Source organism: Bradyrhizobium sediminis (genome assembly GCF_018736085.1).
GTDB lineage: Bacteria > Pseudomonadota > Alphaproteobacteria > Rhizobiales > Xanthobacteraceae > Bradyrhizobium > Bradyrhizobium sediminis.
In genome coordinates this window covers 1,109,406-1,126,700 of the sequence record NZ_CP076134.1, presented here as the reverse complement: position 1 = coordinate 1,126,700, position 17,295 = coordinate 1,109,406, and the positions used below count along the sequence as shown (strand labels likewise).

At 64.6% G+C, this 17,295-nt stretch carries 14 protein-coding genes, 1 tRNA gene and 1 pseudogene; 6 read left to right on the top strand and 10 right to left on the bottom strand.

Going from position 1 to position 17,295, the window contains the following annotated elements:
- The first annotated feature begins 84 nt into the window (after positions 1 to 84).
- Positions 85 to 612 (top strand): DUF2703 domain-containing protein, encoded by a 528-nt coding sequence (locus tag KMZ29_RS05410; protein ID WP_215622772.1) that lies wholly within the window; start codon positions 85 to 87, stop codon positions 610 to 612.
- On the opposite strand, the gene KMZ29_RS05405 is transcribed toward KMZ29_RS05410, so the two are convergent.
- The 4 genes from KMZ29_RS05405 to KMZ29_RS05390 all read right to left on the bottom strand — a co-directional run bounded on the left by KMZ29_RS05405 (position 586) and on the right by KMZ29_RS05390 (position 2,492).
- Entirely contained in the window at positions 586 to 975 is a 390-nt protein-coding gene (locus tag KMZ29_RS05405; RefSeq protein ID WP_215622771.1) for an acyl-CoA dehydrogenase family protein, read from the bottom strand. The genes KMZ29_RS05410 and KMZ29_RS05405 overlap by 27 nt on opposite strands.
- A 116-nt stretch (positions 976 to 1,091) precedes the next feature.
- A tRNA-His gene (locus KMZ29_RS05400) sits at positions 1,092 to 1,168 on the bottom strand.
- A 228-nt stretch (positions 1,169 to 1,396) separates the two neighbouring features.
- A complete protein-coding gene (locus KMZ29_RS05395) occupies positions 1,397 to 1,828 on the bottom strand; it encodes a phasin (protein ID WP_215622770.1) in 432 nt (143 codons plus the stop codon).
- Between the two features lie 259 nt (positions 1,829 to 2,087).
- Entirely contained in the window at positions 2,088 to 2,492 is a 405-nt protein-coding gene (locus KMZ29_RS05390; RefSeq protein ID WP_215622769.1) for a phasin family protein, read from the bottom strand.
- Between the two features lie 342 nt (positions 2,493 to 2,834).
- On the opposite strand from KMZ29_RS05390, the gene KMZ29_RS05385 reads away from it, so the two are divergent.
- Positions 2,835 to 6,527, top strand: a complete 3,693-nt coding sequence (locus tag KMZ29_RS05385; RefSeq protein ID WP_215624148.1) for a PAS domain-containing protein — start codon at positions 2,835 to 2,837, stop codon at positions 6,525 to 6,527.
- 12 nt (positions 6,528 to 6,539) lie between these two features.
- Here the strand turns inward: KMZ29_RS05385 and KMZ29_RS05380 are convergent, their stop codons facing one another.
- The 4 genes from KMZ29_RS05380 to KMZ29_RS05365 all read right to left on the bottom strand — a co-directional run bounded on the left by KMZ29_RS05380 (position 6,540) and on the right by KMZ29_RS05365 (position 11,965).
- Complete coding sequence (locus tag KMZ29_RS05380; protein ID WP_215622768.1) at positions 6,540 to 9,683, bottom strand: efflux RND transporter permease subunit; 3,144 nt, start codon at positions 9,681 to 9,683, stop codon at positions 6,540 to 6,542.
- Positions 9,680 to 11,083, bottom strand: a complete 1,404-nt coding sequence (locus KMZ29_RS05375) for an efflux RND transporter periplasmic adaptor subunit (RefSeq protein WP_215622767.1) — start codon at positions 11,081 to 11,083, stop codon at positions 9,680 to 9,682. Before KMZ29_RS05375 ends, KMZ29_RS05380 begins: the two co-directional genes overlap by 4 nt.
- Positions 11,080 to 11,487 carry a FixH family protein gene (locus tag KMZ29_RS05370; protein ID WP_215622766.1) on the bottom strand — a complete coding sequence of 136 codons (408 nt, stop codon included), beginning with the start codon at positions 11,485 to 11,487 and terminating at the stop codon, positions 11,080 to 11,082. The genes KMZ29_RS05375 and KMZ29_RS05370 overlap by 4 nt, the downstream gene beginning before the upstream one ends.
- Positions 11,488 to 11,584: 97 nt before the next feature.
- Entirely contained in the window at positions 11,585 to 11,965 is a 381-nt protein-coding gene (locus tag KMZ29_RS05365; RefSeq protein WP_215622765.1) for a hypothetical protein, read from the bottom strand.
- Positions 11,966 to 12,233: 268 nt separating this feature from the next.
- Between KMZ29_RS05365 and KMZ29_RS05360 the strand changes: the two are divergent.
- Positions 12,234 to 12,344, top strand: a pseudogene (locus KMZ29_RS05360) (metallophosphoesterase family protein); the annotation flags it as partial.
- A 48-nt stretch (positions 12,345 to 12,392) separates the two neighbouring features.
- Here the strand turns inward: KMZ29_RS05360 and KMZ29_RS05355 are convergent.
- Positions 12,393 to 13,592 carry an NnrS family protein gene (locus KMZ29_RS05355; protein WP_215622764.1) on the bottom strand — a complete coding sequence of 400 codons (1,200 nt, stop codon included), beginning with the start codon at positions 13,590 to 13,592 and terminating at the stop codon, positions 12,393 to 12,395.
- Positions 13,593 to 13,775: 183 nt separating this feature from the next.
- On the opposite strand from KMZ29_RS05355, the gene KMZ29_RS05350 reads away from it, so the two are divergent.
- Entirely contained in the window at positions 13,776 to 14,498 is a 723-nt protein-coding gene (locus tag KMZ29_RS05350) for a Crp/Fnr family transcriptional regulator (protein WP_215622763.1), read from the top strand.
- A gap of 146 nt (positions 14,499 to 14,644) precedes the next feature.
- Entirely contained in the window at positions 14,645 to 15,376 is a 732-nt protein-coding gene (locus tag KMZ29_RS05345) for a PilZ domain-containing protein (RefSeq protein WP_215622762.1), read from the top strand.
- An 81-nt stretch (positions 15,377 to 15,457) separates the two neighbouring features.
- Here the strand turns inward: KMZ29_RS05345 and hemN are convergent, their stop codons facing one another.
- Positions 15,458 to 16,810, bottom strand: a complete 1,353-nt coding sequence (gene hemN, locus KMZ29_RS05340; protein WP_215622761.1) for an oxygen-independent coproporphyrinogen III oxidase — start codon at positions 16,808 to 16,810, stop codon at positions 15,458 to 15,460.
- A 230-nt stretch (positions 16,811 to 17,040) separates the two neighbouring features.
- Between hemN and KMZ29_RS05335 the strand changes: the two genes are divergently transcribed.
- Entirely contained in the window at positions 17,041 to 17,253 is a 213-nt protein-coding gene (locus tag KMZ29_RS05335) for a hypothetical protein (RefSeq protein WP_215622760.1), read from the top strand.
- Positions 17,254 to 17,295: the final 42 nt, after the last annotated feature.

Sequence of the window (17,295 nt, the reverse complement as noted above, 5' to 3'; positions counted from 1 at the left end):
AATTCTTGATTTTGCGCAATGCGCATCGCCCAATGAGTATAAATTCATCAATGAATATGAAATTCAGAAAATGGAGCCCGGATCATGTCAGGTTCATGCTGTGGCGGGTCTACCAAGGCCGTTGAAGTGACAGTTGCACCGCAGAGACTTGAGACTGCAACTGAGACCGTACAAAAGTGCTGCGGCGACAAGCCAGCAAGAAGTGAAAAGGCTGACATGAGGCAATTGCCGATCGTCTGGCAGCGGCTGGTCAGCGCCGGAGGGACGTGTCCGCGCTGCGATGCGACGTACCAACATCTGCAAAGCGCTATCGTGAAATTGAGAGAGGCACTCAAGCCCCTAAACGTTGAGCCAATCCTCGAAGTTCGGGAAATCAGCGAAAGCTCATTTAGGAAAGAGTCGTCCCAGTCAAACCGCATCTGGATCGCTGATAAACCAATAGAAGAGTGGATAGGTGCCAGCGTTGGAAGCAGTAAGTGTTGCTCGGTTTGCGGCGACGAGCCTTGTCGGACGATGGAAGTAGAGGGAGCTGTCTTCGAGGACATTCCCGAGTCGGTTATCATGAAAGCAGCGCTCATCGCCGCCTCAGGATTGATCGGCCAGACAGCTTGAGTGTTGCATGTCCGGGATGTCCGCTGTGGGGTCACTAGCTGACATCGCGACGTAGTAACGAGATGTCCGCATTGCTCTCGTCAGCGGGTGGGTGTGCGCCGACCAGGATGAAGCAAATGCCTGGCAAACCCGGCTCAGCTCCTCGCGGACGATGCAGTCGCTGATCTTGTCGAATCCAGAGCCGCCATCGGCCTCCGGATTACGCACGCCGAGCAGTCCGAGCGCGGCCCATTTGCGGAACAGTTCGCGGGGAAGAACCTCGGTCTCCTCAGCCTCCGCGACCAGCGGCGCGATTTCCTCGGCAGCGAACCGGGCGACGGTCTCACGCACCTGCTCGTGCTGTGACGAAAATTCGAAATCCATCCGGCGGCCTCCCCTCAGCGATCCCGGCAGCGCTGGCGCGGCCCGCGGCTATCCAGAGTGGGCCAACGGGACAGGTCCATCAATATGATGCTGGAACCACAGGGGAATTTTGGGAGTGGTACAGTTGGGTGGGCTCGAACCACCGACCTCCTGTTCCACAGACAGGCGCTCTAACCAACTGAGCTACAACTGCATCCTTGGGCCACCCCAAAAAGGGGGCGCCGAATGGGCCGGAAACTAGGTGCAACGCCGCCCTTTGGCAAGGCCGGCAGATGCCCTGTTGTGGTCGGTCCGGAGGCGCCCGAAGTTCGCGCCTGCCGGCGTCGCCGGCGGAAAATCCGTAGGTCCCCTCGGCGATCCCCGGCGAAAACAAAAAGCCCGGGCTGGCCGCCCGGGCTTTGGTAAGCAATGGCCGTATCGATCAGGCGGCCGGCTTGAACAGCTTCGACGCGCTGGCCTTGATCGGCTCGACGGTTTCGGTCGCAACCTTCTGGCCGAGCTCGGCGAGTTCCTTGGTGCTGGCGGTGAAAGCCTCGAACTGCTTCCTGGCGTGCGAGGTCCACAGCTCCATCGCCTCGGTGGGCGATTTCACGCCGATCAGCTCCTGCGCGAAGTCGAGCGTCGCCGAGGTGTTGGCCTTCATGATTTCCATCAGCTTCGCCGAATATTCGCTGGCGCCCTTGCTGGCGCTGGAGAACATCGCCTCGATGGCGCTGTTTTGGGTCTCGGCGGCATCCTTGAACTTGGCGTAGCTGTCGCGGGCCTGCGAAACGCCCTTCTCGGCGAACGCGCGGACCTGCTCGGGGACCTCGAACGGGATGATCGAGGCAGAGAAGGGATCGGAATTGGCCATTTCATGCATCCTTCGCAATCGGGTGAAAACGATGTGACCCCTGCGAACGGCCCCGGCAGCCCATCGGCCGGAAACGTCGTGGATCACGCAAGCTACCTCACGGGGGTGCCCGTTTGTCGGGCAACGCTGAAGTACACTCATATCATGTCAAATTTGTGCAACGCAACGAAATTTAGTTTGCATTGCCACATAACAGGCCCCCGCCGGACGCACGTTCCGGCTGAGGATAGCCATGAAATCAACCCCTGCAGGCGATGGCTTAGTCTTTCCGCTTGGCAGCATCCATCGCGGCCCGGCCGGCATCCATCGCCGCACGGCTCACGGCTTGGCCCATTTCGCTGGCCTGTTCCGCCAGCGACCGCATCTGCGTCTGCACATATTCGCTGTGCAACCGCATCACCTCGGTCAGATCCCTGGCGTGCAGCAGCGACTGCGCATAGTCCAGCGACGCCTGAACGTTCTTTTCGGCGTAGGAGATCGCCTTGGCGCTGATTTCCTTGGCGCCGGCCCGAACCGCCTCCCCCTTCTCCTCGATCGTTCCAGCGGTCGCTTGCGCGCTGGAGACGAACTTCTCGAAGGCCTTGCGGGCCTGGTCAAAGCTCGCCTCGGCCATCGATCGCATTTCCTTGGGAATCTCGAAACGGTCACGCCCTTCTTCGCTCATGCTCCACTCCTGCTTTCGTATTCAGGGCCATCCACGGCCCCGGTTCCCCGTTCGCCCGCGTCAGGTTAGTCTACGGATACGCGCGCCGGTATGACGCGGGCTCCGCCGCCTGCCATCGTGGACCTTCGACCGCCGTTTGCAACGGTCCAACGCGGCAGCCGGGCGCAGGGTTGCACCGGATTAAGGTTATCGCGGCTTTGGATATGGCTGCGGCCGCCAGACCGTGGACCTGCCATCGCCTGCGGGCGATACTAAGAGTTCGTTAAGGCTGTCATGGTTTGGCCGCCGAAATCCGACGCCGTCGCCGATGCAACCACTCAACCAGCCGGTCATGTCACCACGATGAACAACGCGGAATTCCAGTTGCGAGGCGTCGGCGATCCGCGACTGGCGGTGCATGCGACGAGCGCGCTGCCCGCCTGGCTGTGGTCGACCGACGGCACCCGGATTCTGTGGGCCAATCCGGTCGGCGCAAGATTGTTCGGCGCCGCCAATGGCGCGATCCTGGCCAGGAAGCTTTTCGGTCCGGCGGATCAGCACCGCCGGCAGGTGGCGCAACTCGCCGGCCGGCTGCCGGCGGCTGGCGCGACCCGGCTGGAGCGGCTGCGCGGCTTCGGCGCGCCGCTCGGCGCGTTGGTGACCTGCGGCTGCGCGCGGCTCGAATTTGCCGACGGCAACCACGGCATTCTGATTGCGGCCGCCGAGGCGGTGGGCCGCGCGATGCCGCTGGTCGAACGGTTGCAGCGCCTGGTCGAAGGCATCGATTCGCCGATCGCCGCCTTCGCACGCGACGGCATGTTCGTCGGCGCCAGCGACGCCGCGCGGCCGCTGCTGGGCTTTCGCAATCTCTCCGAGGCCGGTCTCGATGAGGCGCGCAGCGACGCGCTGAAGCAGGGCCGCGTCGAGACGCCGGTCGGCATCGGCCACATGGTGCTGCAGCGCGTCGGCAGCGGCGCGGACATCGGACTGGTGGCGCTGATCGCGCCCGCCGCCACGCCGGAAGCGGCACCGGCCGCGCCCGCCGCCGAGCAGCCGATCGCACCGCCGGGCGAGGTGCCGTTGCCCGACTACGAACAACCGGCGATTTCAGGCGAGGCCCCGGCCGAGTTCGCGCTGATCGACGAGTTCGCGATGGCGCCACCGGCTGAGCCCGTTGCGACTGCGCCGGCCGAACCAGTGCAGCAGCCGATCGCGCCGCCGGCGGAATGGACGATACCTGCCTACGAGCAGCCGGCGGCTTCAGGCGAAGCCCCGGCCGAATTCGCACTAATCGGCGAGTTCGGCACATCGCCACCGGACGAGCGGGCGGAAGCAGCAGCTGCCGAACCCGCGCCGCAGACGGTCGCGCCGCCGGGCGACCTGCCGACGCCCGACTACGAGCAACCGGCGATATCGGGCGAAGCCCCGGCCGAGTTCACATTGCTCGACGAATTCGCGGGACCATCAGCAGAGCCTGCCGCCGAACCCACACCTCCCGGCGAGCCCTCCGAGCCCGACCTGCAGTCGGTGTTGCAGCTCGACATGCCCTTTGTCGAAGCCTCGCACGCCAAGCCGCCGGCAGAAGCCACAACGCCTGATCTCGAAATTCACGGGCACGAACCTTCGCCCTATGTCGAGGCCGTTGCCGACGAGCCGGATGCGCCGGTCGTCACGCCGGAGCCGATCAAGGCGCCGTCATGGCTGGATGAGCCCACGCCGGGTGCCCGCCGCCACCCGCTGCGCTTCATGTGGCATATGGATGCCGACGGCCGCTTCCTGCTCGGCTCGGACGAATTCAGCCGCCTGATCGGGGCGCGCACCGCTGCGGGCTTCGGACGGCTGTGGAGCGAGATCGCCGAGACGTTCGGGCTCGATCCCGACGGCCGCGTCGCCAAGGCGGTCGCCGCCGGCAGCACCTGGAGCGGCATCACCCTGGACTGGCCGGTCGATGGCGGCGGCCGGTTGCCGGTGGAGCTGTCGGGACTGCCGATCTACGATCACAGCGGAAAGCTTGCAGGCTATCGCGGCTTCGGGGTGTGCCGCGATCTCGACGGCCTGACGCGGCTCGCAGCACTGCGCCGCTACGAGTTCTTCGGTGCGCCGGGTGCGCCGCGGGCGCTGTCGGCCGATATCGTCGAGCCCGATCGCACCAACGATGCGCCCGCCGCGGACCAGTCCGGACAGCCCCCGGCCGCATCGACGGTCACGCCCGAATTGCCAGAACCGATTGCCGACGAGACTTCACAACGAACCGATTTGGAAACGCCCGTGGAAACGCCAATCGAAACGCTCAAGAACGTCCTGCCGTTTCGCCCGATCAGCGAATCGAAATCGCCTGTCCTGACCCCGGTGGAAAACAGCGCCTTCAACGAACTCGCCCGGCAATTGGCGGCGCGGCTCGAAAGCGAGCACGGCGCTTCTGCGGCGCCTGATGCATCCGGCGCGACCGATGATGTCGTCGGGCTGTCGGCCGTAACCGAAGCGCGCGAGCCACCCGGCGAAGCGCCGGAATGGCTGACGCAGCCCGAGCCGCCCGCGCGCGGCGAGACCCGGCGCGACAGGGCGCTGCTCGATCTTCTGCCCGTCGGCGTCCTGATCTACCGGCTCGACCGGCTGCTGTATGCCAACCGCGCCTTCCTTGAGCGGATCGGCTACGACAGCCTGCACGCGCTCGAAGAGGCCGGCGGCCTCGACGCGCTCTATGTCGAACCCGGCGTCTCCTCCGCCTCCAGCACCTCCGATACCGGCACGCCGGTGACGATTTCCGCGAGCGAGGATTCATCCGGACGCGCACCGATGGCTGCGACCGACGCCCGGCTCTATACGATTTCGTGGGACGACGATTCGGCACTGGCGCTGATCTGCTCGGGTGCGCCGACCGAAGCCGCAGCCGTTGCCGCGGCGATCGCGCCCGCCATTGCGTCAAGCGAACCCTCCGCCGTCGGTCACGCCAATGCCGAAGAGCTCGGCGCCATCCTCGATACCACCGCCGAAGGCATCGTGATGTTCGACGCCGAGGGCAACCTCAATTCGTGCAACCGCAGCGCGGAAGCGCTGTTCGGCTATGACGGCGAAGCCCTCGTGCAACGCAATCTCGCCGAGCTGTTCGCGCCGGAAAGCCAGCGCGTGGTGCAGGATTACCTGGAGAGCATCAAGGGCGCCGGCTTCGCCAGCCTGCTCGACCACGGCCGCGATGCACTGGCGCGGGTGCGCGGCGGCGGCATCATCCCGGTGTCGATGACCATGGGCCGGACCCGGCCCGAGGGCCCGAATTTCTTCGCGGTGTTTCGCGATCTGTCGCAGACCAGGAAGAGCGAGGGCGAACTGCAGCAGGCGCGTCGGTTGGCCGATCGCGCGGCCAACGCCAAGGCCGACATGCTGGCGCGGATCAGCCATGAGGTCCGCACGCCGCTGAACGCCATCATCGGCTTTGCCGAGGTGATGATCGGCGAACGCTTCGGCAGCCTCGGCAACGAGCGCTACGTCGAATACATGAAGGACATCCGCGCTTCCGGCGAGCGCGTGATCGCGATCATCAACGACCTGCTCGACCTCTCGAGGATCGAGACCGGCAAGCTCGATCTCGCTTTCACCAACCAGAACCTCAACGAGCTGGTGGAGAGCTGCGTCGCGGTGATGCAGCCGCAGGCCAATCGCGAGCGCATCATCATCCGCACATCGCTGGCGCATGCGCTGCCGCCCGTCATCGCCGATGCCCGTGCGCTGCGCCAGATCACGCTGAACCTGATCGGCAATTCGATCCATCTCGCCAATGCCGGCGGCCAGGTCATCGTTTCCACCGCGCTGTCGGATTTCGGCGAGGTGGTGTTGCGGGTCCGCGATACCGGACACGGACTCAACGACAACGAAGTCGCCGCCGCGATGGAGCCGTTCCGCAACCACGCGCCGTCGGATCGGGCCTCCGACAGCGGCGTCAGCCTGTCGCTGACCAAGGCGCTGGTCGAGGCCAACCGCGCGCAATTCCACATCAAGCCGGGCGCGCATTCGGGCACCCTGATCGAAGTGGTGTTCTCGCGCGAAATGGCGCGGGCGTAAGCGCGGCCGGCGTCAGGTCGCAACCGGTTCCAGTGCCTGATTTGCGGTGTCGAGACCTGCCTGCTTGACCAAGCCGTAAATGGCGGGGATCACGATCAAGGTGAGCAGGGTCGACGAGATCATGCCGCCGATCATCGGCACCGCGATCCGCTGCATGATCTCGGAGCCGGTGCCGGTGCTCCACATGATCGGCAGCAGGCCCGCCATGATGGCGACCACCGTCATCATCTTCGGGCGCACCCGTTCCACCGCACCGACCATGATGGCGTCATAGAGATCGCGGCGGGTCAGTTCGCGGCCTTGCGCCTCGCATCGCGCCTCGGTCTCCGCCAGGGCATGGTTGAGATAGATCAGCATCACCACGCCGGTTTCGGCGGCGACGCCGGCGAGCGCGATGAAGCCGACCACCACGGCGACCGAAAGATTGAAGCCAAGCCACCACATCAGCCAGATGCCGCCGACCAGCGCGAAGGGCAGCGACAGCATCACGATCATCGTATCGACGAGCGAGCGGAAGTTGAGATACAGCAGCAGGAAGATGATCGCGAGCGTCACCGGCACCACGATCCTCAGCCGCGCCGCCGCGCGTTCGAGATATTCGAACTGTCCGCTCCACATCACATAGTAACCGGGCGGAAATTGAATGCTGGCCTTCACCGCCGCCTGCGCGTCGGCGACGTAGCCGCCGAGATCGCGTTCGCGGATGTCGACATAGATGTAGGTCGCCAATTGGCCGTTCTCGGTGCGGATCGAGGTCGGGCCGCGCGCGGGCGAGACTTTCGCGACCTCGCCGAGCGGCACCGCGCCGCCGGCCGGCATCGGCACCAGCACGTCGTTGGCGATGGCTTGCGGATTTTCCCGCAGATCCCGCGGGTAGCGCATGTTGACGCCGAACCGCTGCCGGCCTTCCACCGTCGTGGTCACCGTCTGACCGCCGAGCGCCGTGCCGATGACATCCTGAACGTCCTGAACCATGATGCCGTAGCGCGCCAGCGCCGCACGGTCGGGCGTCACGTCGAGATAGTAGCCGCCGATGCCGCGCTCGGCGTAGGCCGACGACGTTCCGGGCACGGTCTTCAGGACCTGCTCGATCTGTTTTGCCAGCCTGTCGATCTCGACCAGGTCGGTGCCGATCACCTTGACCCCGACCGGGGTGCGGATTCCCGTCGACAGCATGTCGATGCGCGCCTTGATCGGCATGGTCCAGGCGTTGGAGACGCCGGGGAACTGCAGGGCGCGGTCCATCTCGGCGGTCAGGCTCTCGACCGTGACCCCCGGCCGCCATTCCTGCTTCGGCTTCAGGTTGACGATGGTCTCGAACATCTCCGACGGTGCCGGATCGGTGGCGGTGGAGGCGCGGCCGGCCTTGCCGTAGACCGAGGCCACTTCCTGGAACGAGCGGATGATGCGGTCCTGGGTCTGCATCAATTCGCCGGCCTTGGTGACGGAAATACCGGGCAAGGTGGTGGGCATGTAGAGCAGCGTGCCTTCGTTCAGGCTCGGCATGAACTCGCTACCCAATTGCCGCGCCGGCCAGATCGTCGCCGCGAGAATGGCCAGTGACACGAGGATCACCAGCATCTTGGCACGCATCACGCCGGCGATCACGGGCCGGTAGATCCAGATCAGGAAACAGTTGATCGGATTCTTGTGCTCCGGGACGATCCGCCCGCGAACGAAGATCACCATCAGCGCCGGCACCAGCGTGACCGACAACAACGCCGCCGCCGCCATGGCAAAGGTCTTGGTGAACGCCAGCGGGCTGAACAGCCGTCCCTCCTGCGATTCCAGCGTGAAGATCGGCATGAAGGAGACCGTGATGATCAGCAGGCTGAAGAACAACGCCGGCCCGACCTCGGAAGCCGCCTCGATCAGCACATCGACCCGCGAGCGCCCCGGTTCGGCCCGCTCCAGATGCTTGTGGGCGTTTTCGATCATCACGATGGCAGCGTCGATCATGGCGCCGATCGCGATCGCGATGCCCCCGAGGCTCATGATGTTGGAGCCGAGGCCCAGCAACTTCATCGCGCCGAACGCCATCAGGATGCCGACCGGCAGCATGACGATCGCCACCAGCGCGCTGCGGAAATGCAGCAGGAACACGAAACAGACCAGCGCCACCACCACGCTTTCCTCGATCAGCGTGTGCTTGAGAGTCTCGATCGCCGCATTGATCAGGTTGGAGCGGTCGTAGACCGCGACGATTTCGGCCGAGGCCGGCAGGCTGCTGGCGATCTCCTTGAAACGCTTCTTGACGTTCCCGATCACGTCGAGCGCGTTGACGCCGAAACGCTGCAGCACGATGCCGCTGGCGACTTCCCCCTCACCATTGAGTTCGGTAATGCCGCGCCGCTCGTCCGGACCGAGTTCGACGCGGGCGACGTCGCGCAACAGAACCGGCGTGCCGTTGCTGGTCTTCAGCACGATATTGCCGAGATCGTTGATGCCCTTGAGGTAGCCCTTGCCGCGGATGACATATTCGAACTCGGAGAGTTCGACGGTGCGGCCGCCGACATCGGCATTGCTGGCGCGGATCGCCTCGCGCATCTTCTGCATGGTGATGCCGAGATCGCGCATCCGCTGCGGATCGAGGATGACGTTGTACTGGCGGACGAAGCCGCCGACGCTGGCGATTTCGGCGACGCCTTCCGCCTTGGCGAGCGCGAATTTCAGGTTCCAGTCCTGGATCGTCCGCGTGTCCGCGAGATTCAGTTCCTTCGACATCACTGCGTATTGATAGACCCAGCCGACCCCGGTGGCGTCCGGTCCCATGGTTGGAGCCACGCCGGCCGGCAACCGCGAGGCGGCGCCGTTGAGGAATTCCAGCACCCGCGAGCGGGCCCAATAGATGTCGGTGCCGTCCTCGAAGATCACGTAAACGAACGACACGCCGAAGAACGAAAACCCCCGCACCACTTTCGATCGCGGCACCGTCAGCATGGCGGTGGTCAGGGGATAGGTGACCTGATCCTCGACCACCTGCGGTGCCTGCCCCGGATATTCGGTATAGACGATGACCTGGGTGTCGGAGAGATCCGGGATGGCGTCGAGCGGCAGATGCGCGAGCGCGTAGATTCCGGCGGCGGCGGCGAAGCCCGCGCCGAAGAATACCAAGAGCAGGTTGCGCGCGGACCAGGCGATCAGGCGGACGATCATGGCTTTTCTCCCGCGTCCGAGAAGCCCTTCAATGCCGCCTTCAGATTGCTTTCGGCATCGATCAGGAAGTTGGCGGAGACGACGACCGGTTCGCCTTCGGCAACGCCCGCGCGGATCTCGACATAGCCGCCGCCGCGAGGACCGAGCTTGACGTCGCGCGGTTCGAACCGACCCTGGCCTTTCTCGACGAACACCGCCTGCCGGCTGCCGGTATCGAGCACGGCGCTTTCCGCGACGCTCAGCACCGCTTGCGGGGTTCCGGTGTCGATCTCGGCATCGACATACATATCCGGCAACAGCGCCGCATCGGGATTTTCCAGCTCGGCCCTGACGCGGACGGTGCGGGTTTCGCGATTGACCTGCGGATAGATCACGTCGATCTTCCCGGCGAACTCGCGGCCGGCGAGGCCGCGCGCCCTGATCGTGACGGGCTGACCTGCCTTCAGCGCGCCGAGATCGCGCTCGGCGACGTCGATCATGGCCCAGACCAGGGACGTATCCGCGACCCGGAACAGCACGTCGCCGGGCTGCGCGCGCATGCCCTCGATCGCGTTGCGTTCGAGCACGATGCCGTCGCGCGGCGCCGACCAGTCGATCGTGATCGGAACCGCGCCGCTCCTTTCCATGGCGACGATCACCGCGTCGGGAACGTCGAGGTTCATCAGCCGTTGCCGCGAACCGCGGCCGTAGACGGCGGTGCCGCCGGTGGTTTTCGAATTGAGGGTGGCGACGTATTCGGCCGCGGCGGACGAAATCAGTGGGCTGTAAATCTCCATCAGCGGCTGGCCCCTGGCGACCCTGGAGCCGATGGTGACGTCGGCGATCTTCTGAACCCAGCTTTCCGATCGCATCGAGATCACCGAGATGCGGCGTTGGTCGAGCTGGATGGTGCCGGGCGCGCGGATCGCGGTGCGGATGATCCGCATCGCCGCGGGCTCGGATTTGACGCCGGTGCGCTGGATTTTTCCGGGCGACAGCTTCACCGATCCGTCGTCGCGGTCCTCGCCTTCGTAGACGGGGATGTAATCCATCCCCATCGAATCCTTTTTCGGAGCCGGCGAGGTATCCGCCAGCCCCATCGGATTGCGGTAGTATTTGATCTTGCGATCGGCGGACGCGGCGGCGGCGGGAGCCGCCGCCGGTTCGTCCTCGAAGCTCAGATCGGCGCTGGCCGGCACGGCGCGGTAGTCGCGTCCGTCAGGCGACTTCTTCGGCGTCAGCGAGTAGAGCGGACGCCCGTCCGGATCCTGATAATAGATCGGTTCGTCGCCCGTCTGCGCCGACGCCGGCGCAACCAGCGACGTTTCCGTCGAATGAAGGTGCCCGCGCACACCGATCAGTCCGGCGCCTGCCGCTATCACAGCAGCGACAGCGACGCCCGCGAGGACGGCGCGTTTCACTTTTGCGCCGTGATGACGAGCTTGCCTTCGACCGTGCCGGTCTCGCCCTGGACCTTCGCGCCGATCGAGAGCAGCCACCTTCCTTCCATCCCGAAGGCGGCCTTGAAGCGGTAACTGCCGGGCTCGCCGCCGGGTTCGCGCACGATCTTGGTGGACATCTCCGCCATGCCGTCCGGCGCCATGTCGAGACGGGTTGCAAAGATGACGGCGTCGGGCACCGGCTTGCCGGTCTTCTTGTTGACGAGCTGAACGGTAACGATCTTGTCCTTGCCGGCGGTCACCGTCGGCTCGGCCAGCTTGAATTCATAATCCTTGATGTCGGCGCGGGCGATACCGGCGGTGCCGATCACGGCAAAGCCGACGAGCGCGGCCCGGACGGAGCGCGAGCTGTTGAGCCTGTTCATTTCGAAATCCTCTGAAATCATGGTCCTGCCGCCAGGCGGCATGCGTCGATCCCGCGGCGTTCAAGCCGCGCGGCAACAAACGGCGCCGTGACGCCGTTCAGACCAGAATTCGAGGCGGATGTTCGGGAGGCGGGTGGCCGAGGCCATCGGGCCGGAAATCGTTTCGCTGCAGCGCCATGCTGGCGGAAACGACGAGGAACGGATGTACGAGGGTGGCCGTCATGCCGGTGAAGCATTTCGTCATGCAGGTGGCCATCAACAGGCATTTGCTGCAGTCTACCGGCGCCTTCGACGGGCAGCACGGCATGTCGCTTGCCATCTCGCCGGTCATAGCCGGCGGCGACATCTCGGCCGCCATCGCTTCCATCGAGACGTCGGGAGCCAGAACCGCCATGACCGGCCGGGAGACCGGAGCCAATACAAGGCCCGCGATCGTCAAGACCGCGAGCAGCCGGCGTATGGCGATATGGCAGTTCATAGTTTCAAAATCGCACGAAATGGCGCGGATTGACAGCCTGGCGAGGCTAACGACCCCGTGATCCGTCCGTCCGTGGTTCACGTAACGTGACGAGGAAATCGGCTCGTTGCGAGAAGTCAGGGCTGGTGTGCCCGGTACAATTTCTTCGCGGTGCGGGAATCTGCCGCGTCCAACGGACGCGGAACGGCATAATTTTTGCTCTGTCTTTCGCTGTTTGAATACAGTCGCTCCGGTACGACCTATTCCTTAAGCATTTGAACAAGTCGAAATGCGCTGCCTTGTCGTGGCCGATCTGCATTACTCGCTGCCGCAATTCGACTGGCTGGTCAGCGCCGCGCCGAATTTCGACCTCGTGATCTTCGCCGGCGATGCGCTGGACGGATAATGCATGCCGTCTGCTCAAATTCTCGGCATCGACCGGCGGAGTTCACGCGACCGCCTTCCGCCTGGGATCGGCGCCGGCCAATAGCGGACCATAGGCGATCACAAAGCCGAGGAAGGCGGCAGCCCAGGCAAAAGCGGCCAGATGCAGCAGCGCTTCGCTTTGGGCGGGATGGATCACCGCGCAAATTCGCGCCAGCGCCGCGACGATGATCGCAAGATAGATCGCCTGCGTCGTGCGCGATGCGGTGAGTTGCCGGCCGGTGTGGCCGAGCGTGGCGCGGCTCATCACCGCCAGCGTCATGGTGCCCGCGGCGCCCGCCATCCAGGCATGGATGCCGGCGCTTGGCGGCACCAGATCGAACGCGGCGGCGGCGTTGAGCAGGAAGCCGAACGGCACGAAGGCGTAGCCGACATGCAGGATCAGGAGCAGCCGCTCGCGAAAGGTGCGATCCCCCGCCCAGCGGGCCAGCCGCACCAGATGCAGCAGTCCGGCCAACGCCAGCGCCGCGCCGGTGAAATGGCCGGTGGCACCGATGACCCAGGCTGCGAGCGTCAGCGCGCTGATGGCGACCACGATCATGTCGAAGCGGCCGAACGGCGCCGGAAGCCGGCCGGGCTGTTCGCGCACCAGCCAGTTGCGGGTAAAACTCGGAATGATGCGGCCGCCGATCAGCGAGATCAGCAACACCACCACCGCGATACCGATGCGGATGCCGGTCTCGGCGAGGCCATGGAAATGCGCCTCGAGGTGAAACGCGACGTTGCCCGCCAGCAGCAGCACCACCAGGATCACGACGTTGAGATTCTTCCAGTTGCGGCCGGCCATGATCTCGCGGGTCGCGGCGGCCGCAACCAGCAACAGAAAACTCGCATCGACCAGCAGCGCCGCCAGCCAGCCGGTGTAGGCGGAAAACGTCACGCCGAGCCGTCCCGCGATCCAGACCAGCACCAGCACCAGCAACGGCGTGCCCTGGATCGGCAGCCGTCCGGTCCAGTTCGGTATCGCCGTGAACAGGAACCCGGTGATCACCGCCGGCAGATAGCCATAAAGCATTTCATGGACGTGCCAGTCGCGCGGCGCAAACGCCGAGGTCAGCGTCAGCTCGCCATAGAACGCCGGCAGCCAGACCAGAATGGCGAGCCCTGCATGGATCGAGCCGAGCAGAAAGAACGGGCGAAAGCTGCCGGCGAGCAACGGCCAGCCCTGATAGACGCGAGGCCGCGACTCTACCGTCGCCGTCATGACTGCACCCATCTGCGATCCGCCACCTTGCGCATGACCTTCTCCACCCGTCCGAGCCGATTTCGGGATCATTTAGGGGGAAAGACCGCGCGCCGTTGTTGTGCCAGCGCAAACTTGGGCTTGATCGGGAGCCGCAATCGCAGTCTAGATTCAATCCAAGTCGCTGATGCGACGGGAGGAACCATGGCCACAGTCGATCCTTCGCTGGTCGCCCATCTGCCGCTGTTTGCGGGATTCGGCGCGGAAGACCTCGCCGAAATTCTTCGCGAGGCTCGCTCGCTGCGATTTCCGAAGGGCAATGCCGTCTTCGAAGAGGGCGAGGAAGCGCATTCCTTTTTCGTGCTGTTGCATGGCCATGTGCGGGCCAGCAAGACCACGCCGGGGGGAGAACAGGTCGTGGTGCGCTATGTCGCGCCCGGCGAGACCTTCGGCGTCGCCATGGCGATCGGCCTTACGCGCTATCCCGCCACCGCGACGGCGGTTGACGACAGCGTGGCGCTGGCCTGGCCGTCGGGAACATGGCCGCGCCTGGTGGCGAAGTTTCCGGCACTGGCCACCAACACCTTGCGGACCATCGGCAACCGCCTGCAGGAAACCCATACCCGCGTGGTCGAGATGTCGACCCAGCAGGTCGAACAACGTGTTGCGCACGCGCTGCTGCGGCTCGCCAAGCAATCCGGCCGCAAGCTCGAGCACGGCGTCGAGATCGATTTTCCGATCAGCCGCCAGGACATCGCCCAGATGACCGGCACCACGCTGCACACGGTCAGCCGCATCCTCTCGGGCTGGGAGAGCCGCGGGCTGATCGAAAGCGGCCGGCAGCGCATCGTGCTGCGCGAGCCCCACAAGCTGTTCGTGCTGGCCGAGGAAGATCCCGGCGAAGGCGGATCGCCGGTCCGGCCCTGACCTCGATGGTGGTTGAAGCAATTTTATCTCGAATGCGTGGCAAATCCGAAGGCGTCGGATAACCGCAACAGGCAGAGGCCCCCTGCCACATCTTCAATCCTAGGATTATTTTGGTAAAACTGCGTACGTCACCACAGGGATTCCACGTGTCTATCAAGAAGTTCCTCAAGCAGCGATCCGTCAAGATCGCCGTGGGCGGAAGCTACACGCTTTCGAACTGGTTTGACTCGCAGGGAAAGCCACGCACCTTCGCGTGCCGGACCAGCCGCGTTTCGCCGTTCCGGATGATGGTTGACGTCCCCGTCATCGGCAAGATCGGGGATCAAATCTCGGCCTACTTCGGCGATTTCGGCAGGCTCGAGGGCCACATCAGCGACACCATGGCTGGGGGATTCCTGTTCGAACTCTCGATGGACAAGACCATGCGCGAGAGGATGGCGAACCAGCTCGCCTGGTTGGAGAAGAAGCAGAAGGATACCAGCGTCCGCGACGTCAGGAAGCAGGCGCGCATCATCCCGGCGACGCCGCATTCGGCCCTGACCTTCGTCGATGGCAGCATCCACAACTGCATTATCATTGATATGTCGGTATCCGGCGCCGCCGTCTCGGCCGGTGTGCTGCCGGCGATCGGAACGCCGCTGGCTGTGGGAACCTGCATCGGACGCGTCGTCAGGCATCTGCCCGACGGGTTCGCGGTGCATTTCGTGGAACAGCAAAACCGCACCGATATTCACTGGCGTATCGCCCGCGCCCCGCCACGTTCAGCGGAAGTCAAGAAGGCCGCGCCTCGCTCCTATGACGAAATGCTGGCAGAGACCGTGCGGGACAAGACGCGGGCATGGCAACCTCACGACGGCATGATCATCCTCAATGCCTGAACGGCAAACCGGCGAGTAACTGCGATAAACATCCGGCTTCCGGCCACCGGCCCGGCCTCTCATCCCAACCGATGCACGCGTCTACACCGCCCGGCTATGGAGTTGCTTCGATCCGTCGAGGTGCGCGTCGAAGGCGGCCGCCACGCTGCGGACCAAAAAGCGCGAATCGTCCGTCACCGCCAGCGAAGTACCGTCGAGTTCGACGATCCCGTCGGAAATCAGATCCTGCAGACGCGGCGCCGATTGCAGCATCGCTTCCGCCGGAAACCCGTGCCGCGCGCAGATCGGATCGAGATCGACGCTGAAGTCGCACATGATGCGCTCGATGATCTCGGCGCGCAGCCGGTCATCGTCGGTCAGGGCATAGCCCTTGACGGTGGCCAGCCGGTCGTCGGCGATGGCCTTCTCGTAGGCGCGGGTGCCGACTTCGTTCTGCACATAGCCTTGCGGCAGCCGCCCGATGGCGCTGGCGCCGAAGCCGAGCAGGATGTTGCTGTCATCGGTGGTGTAGCCCTGGAAATTCCGGCGCAGCCTGCCTTCGCGAAACGCCACCGCCATCTCGTCATCCGGGAGCGCGAAATGATCGAGCCCGATCTGCACATAGCCGGCCGCTTTCAGCGCGGCGGCGATCGCCTCGGACTGGTGGTGCCGTTCCAGGCTGTCGGGCAAAGACGCATCGTCGATCTTGCGCTGATGCGTCTTGAAGGTCGGGACATGGGCGTAACCGAACACCGAGAACCGGTCGGGCCGAAGCTCGATGCAGCGGCGCACGGTGTCGAGGCACGACGCGACCGTCTGGTGCGGCAGTCCGTAGATCAGGTCGAAGTTGACGCCGGTGACGCCAACCCGCCGCAGGCCTTCGGTCGCAGCCGCAGTCTCCTCGAAACTCTGCACCCGGTTGATGGCGCGCTGGACCACGGGATCGAAGCTCTGCACGCCGAGGCTTGCCCGATTGACGCCGCCGAAGGCGAGCGCGTCGATCATCTCGCCGGTAAGCGTGCGCGGGTCGATCTCGATGGCAATCTCGGCCGAAGGCAGCACGAAGAAGGCCTGCCGGATTGATCCCATCAGATCGTTGAAGGTCTCGGGCGCCATGATGGTCGGCGTGCCGCCGCCGAAGTGGATGTGGTCGACCTTGATGCGGCGATCGATCTGCCGCGACACCAGATCGATTTCGCAGCGGAGGGCGGAGGCATAGACCGCGATCGGGTCGTCGCGGCGGACCACCGAGGTGTTGCAGCCGCAATACCAGCACATCGACCGGCAGTACGGCACGTGCAGATAGAGCGAGGCGGTGGCGTGCTGCGGAATGGCCTTCAGCCATTCGGCGTATTTGCCGGGACCGATGGCGGCCGAGAAATGCGGCGCGGTCGGGTAGCTGGTATACCGGGGCAATCGCTCCTGGCCGTAGCAGGCGGCAAGATCTGGCCTCATTTAGTACCTGTTTCCATTGGCTTGAACCGTGGCCGATCGGGGCTTTGGCTGCCCCCGGCCGCCCTCAATAGCCGATCGGAGGGGGAGCGACGTTGCGCTCGCTCAAATCCCGCGCCGATTTGGGCGGCCGGAACAAATCCGAAGATTCCGCCCTGATTTGAGCCTGCGCAAAGCGTGAAGCGCCGTTTGGAGCATACTAACACACCAAATGACAAATCGGAGCCGACGCTATGGGCCTGTACGTGCTGGACGCTGTGATCTGGGTTCTCGGAATACGCGGCCATATCCCACAAAACGGCGACTTCGGCCCGGTTCCGGGAGAATCTTCCTTTGGTCCCGGTTCCTTTACACCGATGCGGGCCCTGGCGGCCGTCATCGTGACGGTCGCGTTTCTGTCGCTGGCGGTGTGGGCGGCCGTCTGGCTCGCCATCAAGCTGCTGTAGCGGCTCGCCGAGAACGCCGCTTCCGGAAAACTCCTCCTCACG

Bases quoted from the DNA above. Each gene is read 5' to 3' on its own strand.
- KMZ29_RS05390 (WP_215622769.1), bottom strand. From the start codon at position 2,492: ATGAGCGAAGAAGGGCGTGACCGTTTCGAGATTCCCAAGGAAATGCGA.
- KMZ29_RS05350 (WP_215622763.1), top strand. From the start codon at position 13,776: ATGGCCACAGTCGATCCTTCGCTGGTCGCCCATCTGCCGCTGTTTGCG.
- KMZ29_RS05370 (WP_215622766.1), bottom strand. From the start codon at position 11,487: ATGAACAGGCTCAACAGCTCGCGCTCCGTCCGGGCCGCGCTCGTCGGC.
- KMZ29_RS05380 (WP_215622768.1), bottom strand. From the start codon at position 9,683: ATGATCGTCCGCCTGATCGCCTGGTCCGCGCGCAACCTGCTCTTGGTA.
- KMZ29_RS05355 (WP_215622764.1), bottom strand. From the start codon at position 13,592: ATGACGGCGACGGTAGAGTCGCGGCCTCGCGTCTATCAGGGCTGGCCG.
- KMZ29_RS05410 (WP_215622772.1), top strand. From the start codon at position 85: ATGTCAGGTTCATGCTGTGGCGGGTCTACCAAGGCCGTTGAAGTGACA.
- KMZ29_RS05335 (WP_215622760.1), top strand. From the start codon at position 17,041: ATGGGCCTGTACGTGCTGGACGCTGTGATCTGGGTTCTCGGAATACGC.
- KMZ29_RS05365 (WP_215622765.1), bottom strand. From the start codon at position 11,965: ATGAACTGCCATATCGCCATACGCCGGCTGCTCGCGGTCTTGACGATC.
- KMZ29_RS05385 (WP_215624148.1), top strand. From the start codon at position 2,835: ATGAACAACGCGGAATTCCAGTTGCGAGGCGTCGGCGATCCGCGACTG.
- KMZ29_RS05405 (WP_215622771.1), bottom strand. From the start codon at position 975: ATGGATTTCGAATTTTCGTCACAGCACGAGCAGGTGCGTGAGACCGTC.
- hemN (WP_215622761.1), bottom strand. From the start codon at position 16,810: ATGAGGCCAGATCTTGCCGCCTGCTACGGCCAGGAGCGATTGCCCCGG.
- KMZ29_RS05395 (WP_215622770.1), bottom strand. From the start codon at position 1,828: ATGGCCAATTCCGATCCCTTCTCTGCCTCGATCATCCCGTTCGAGGTC.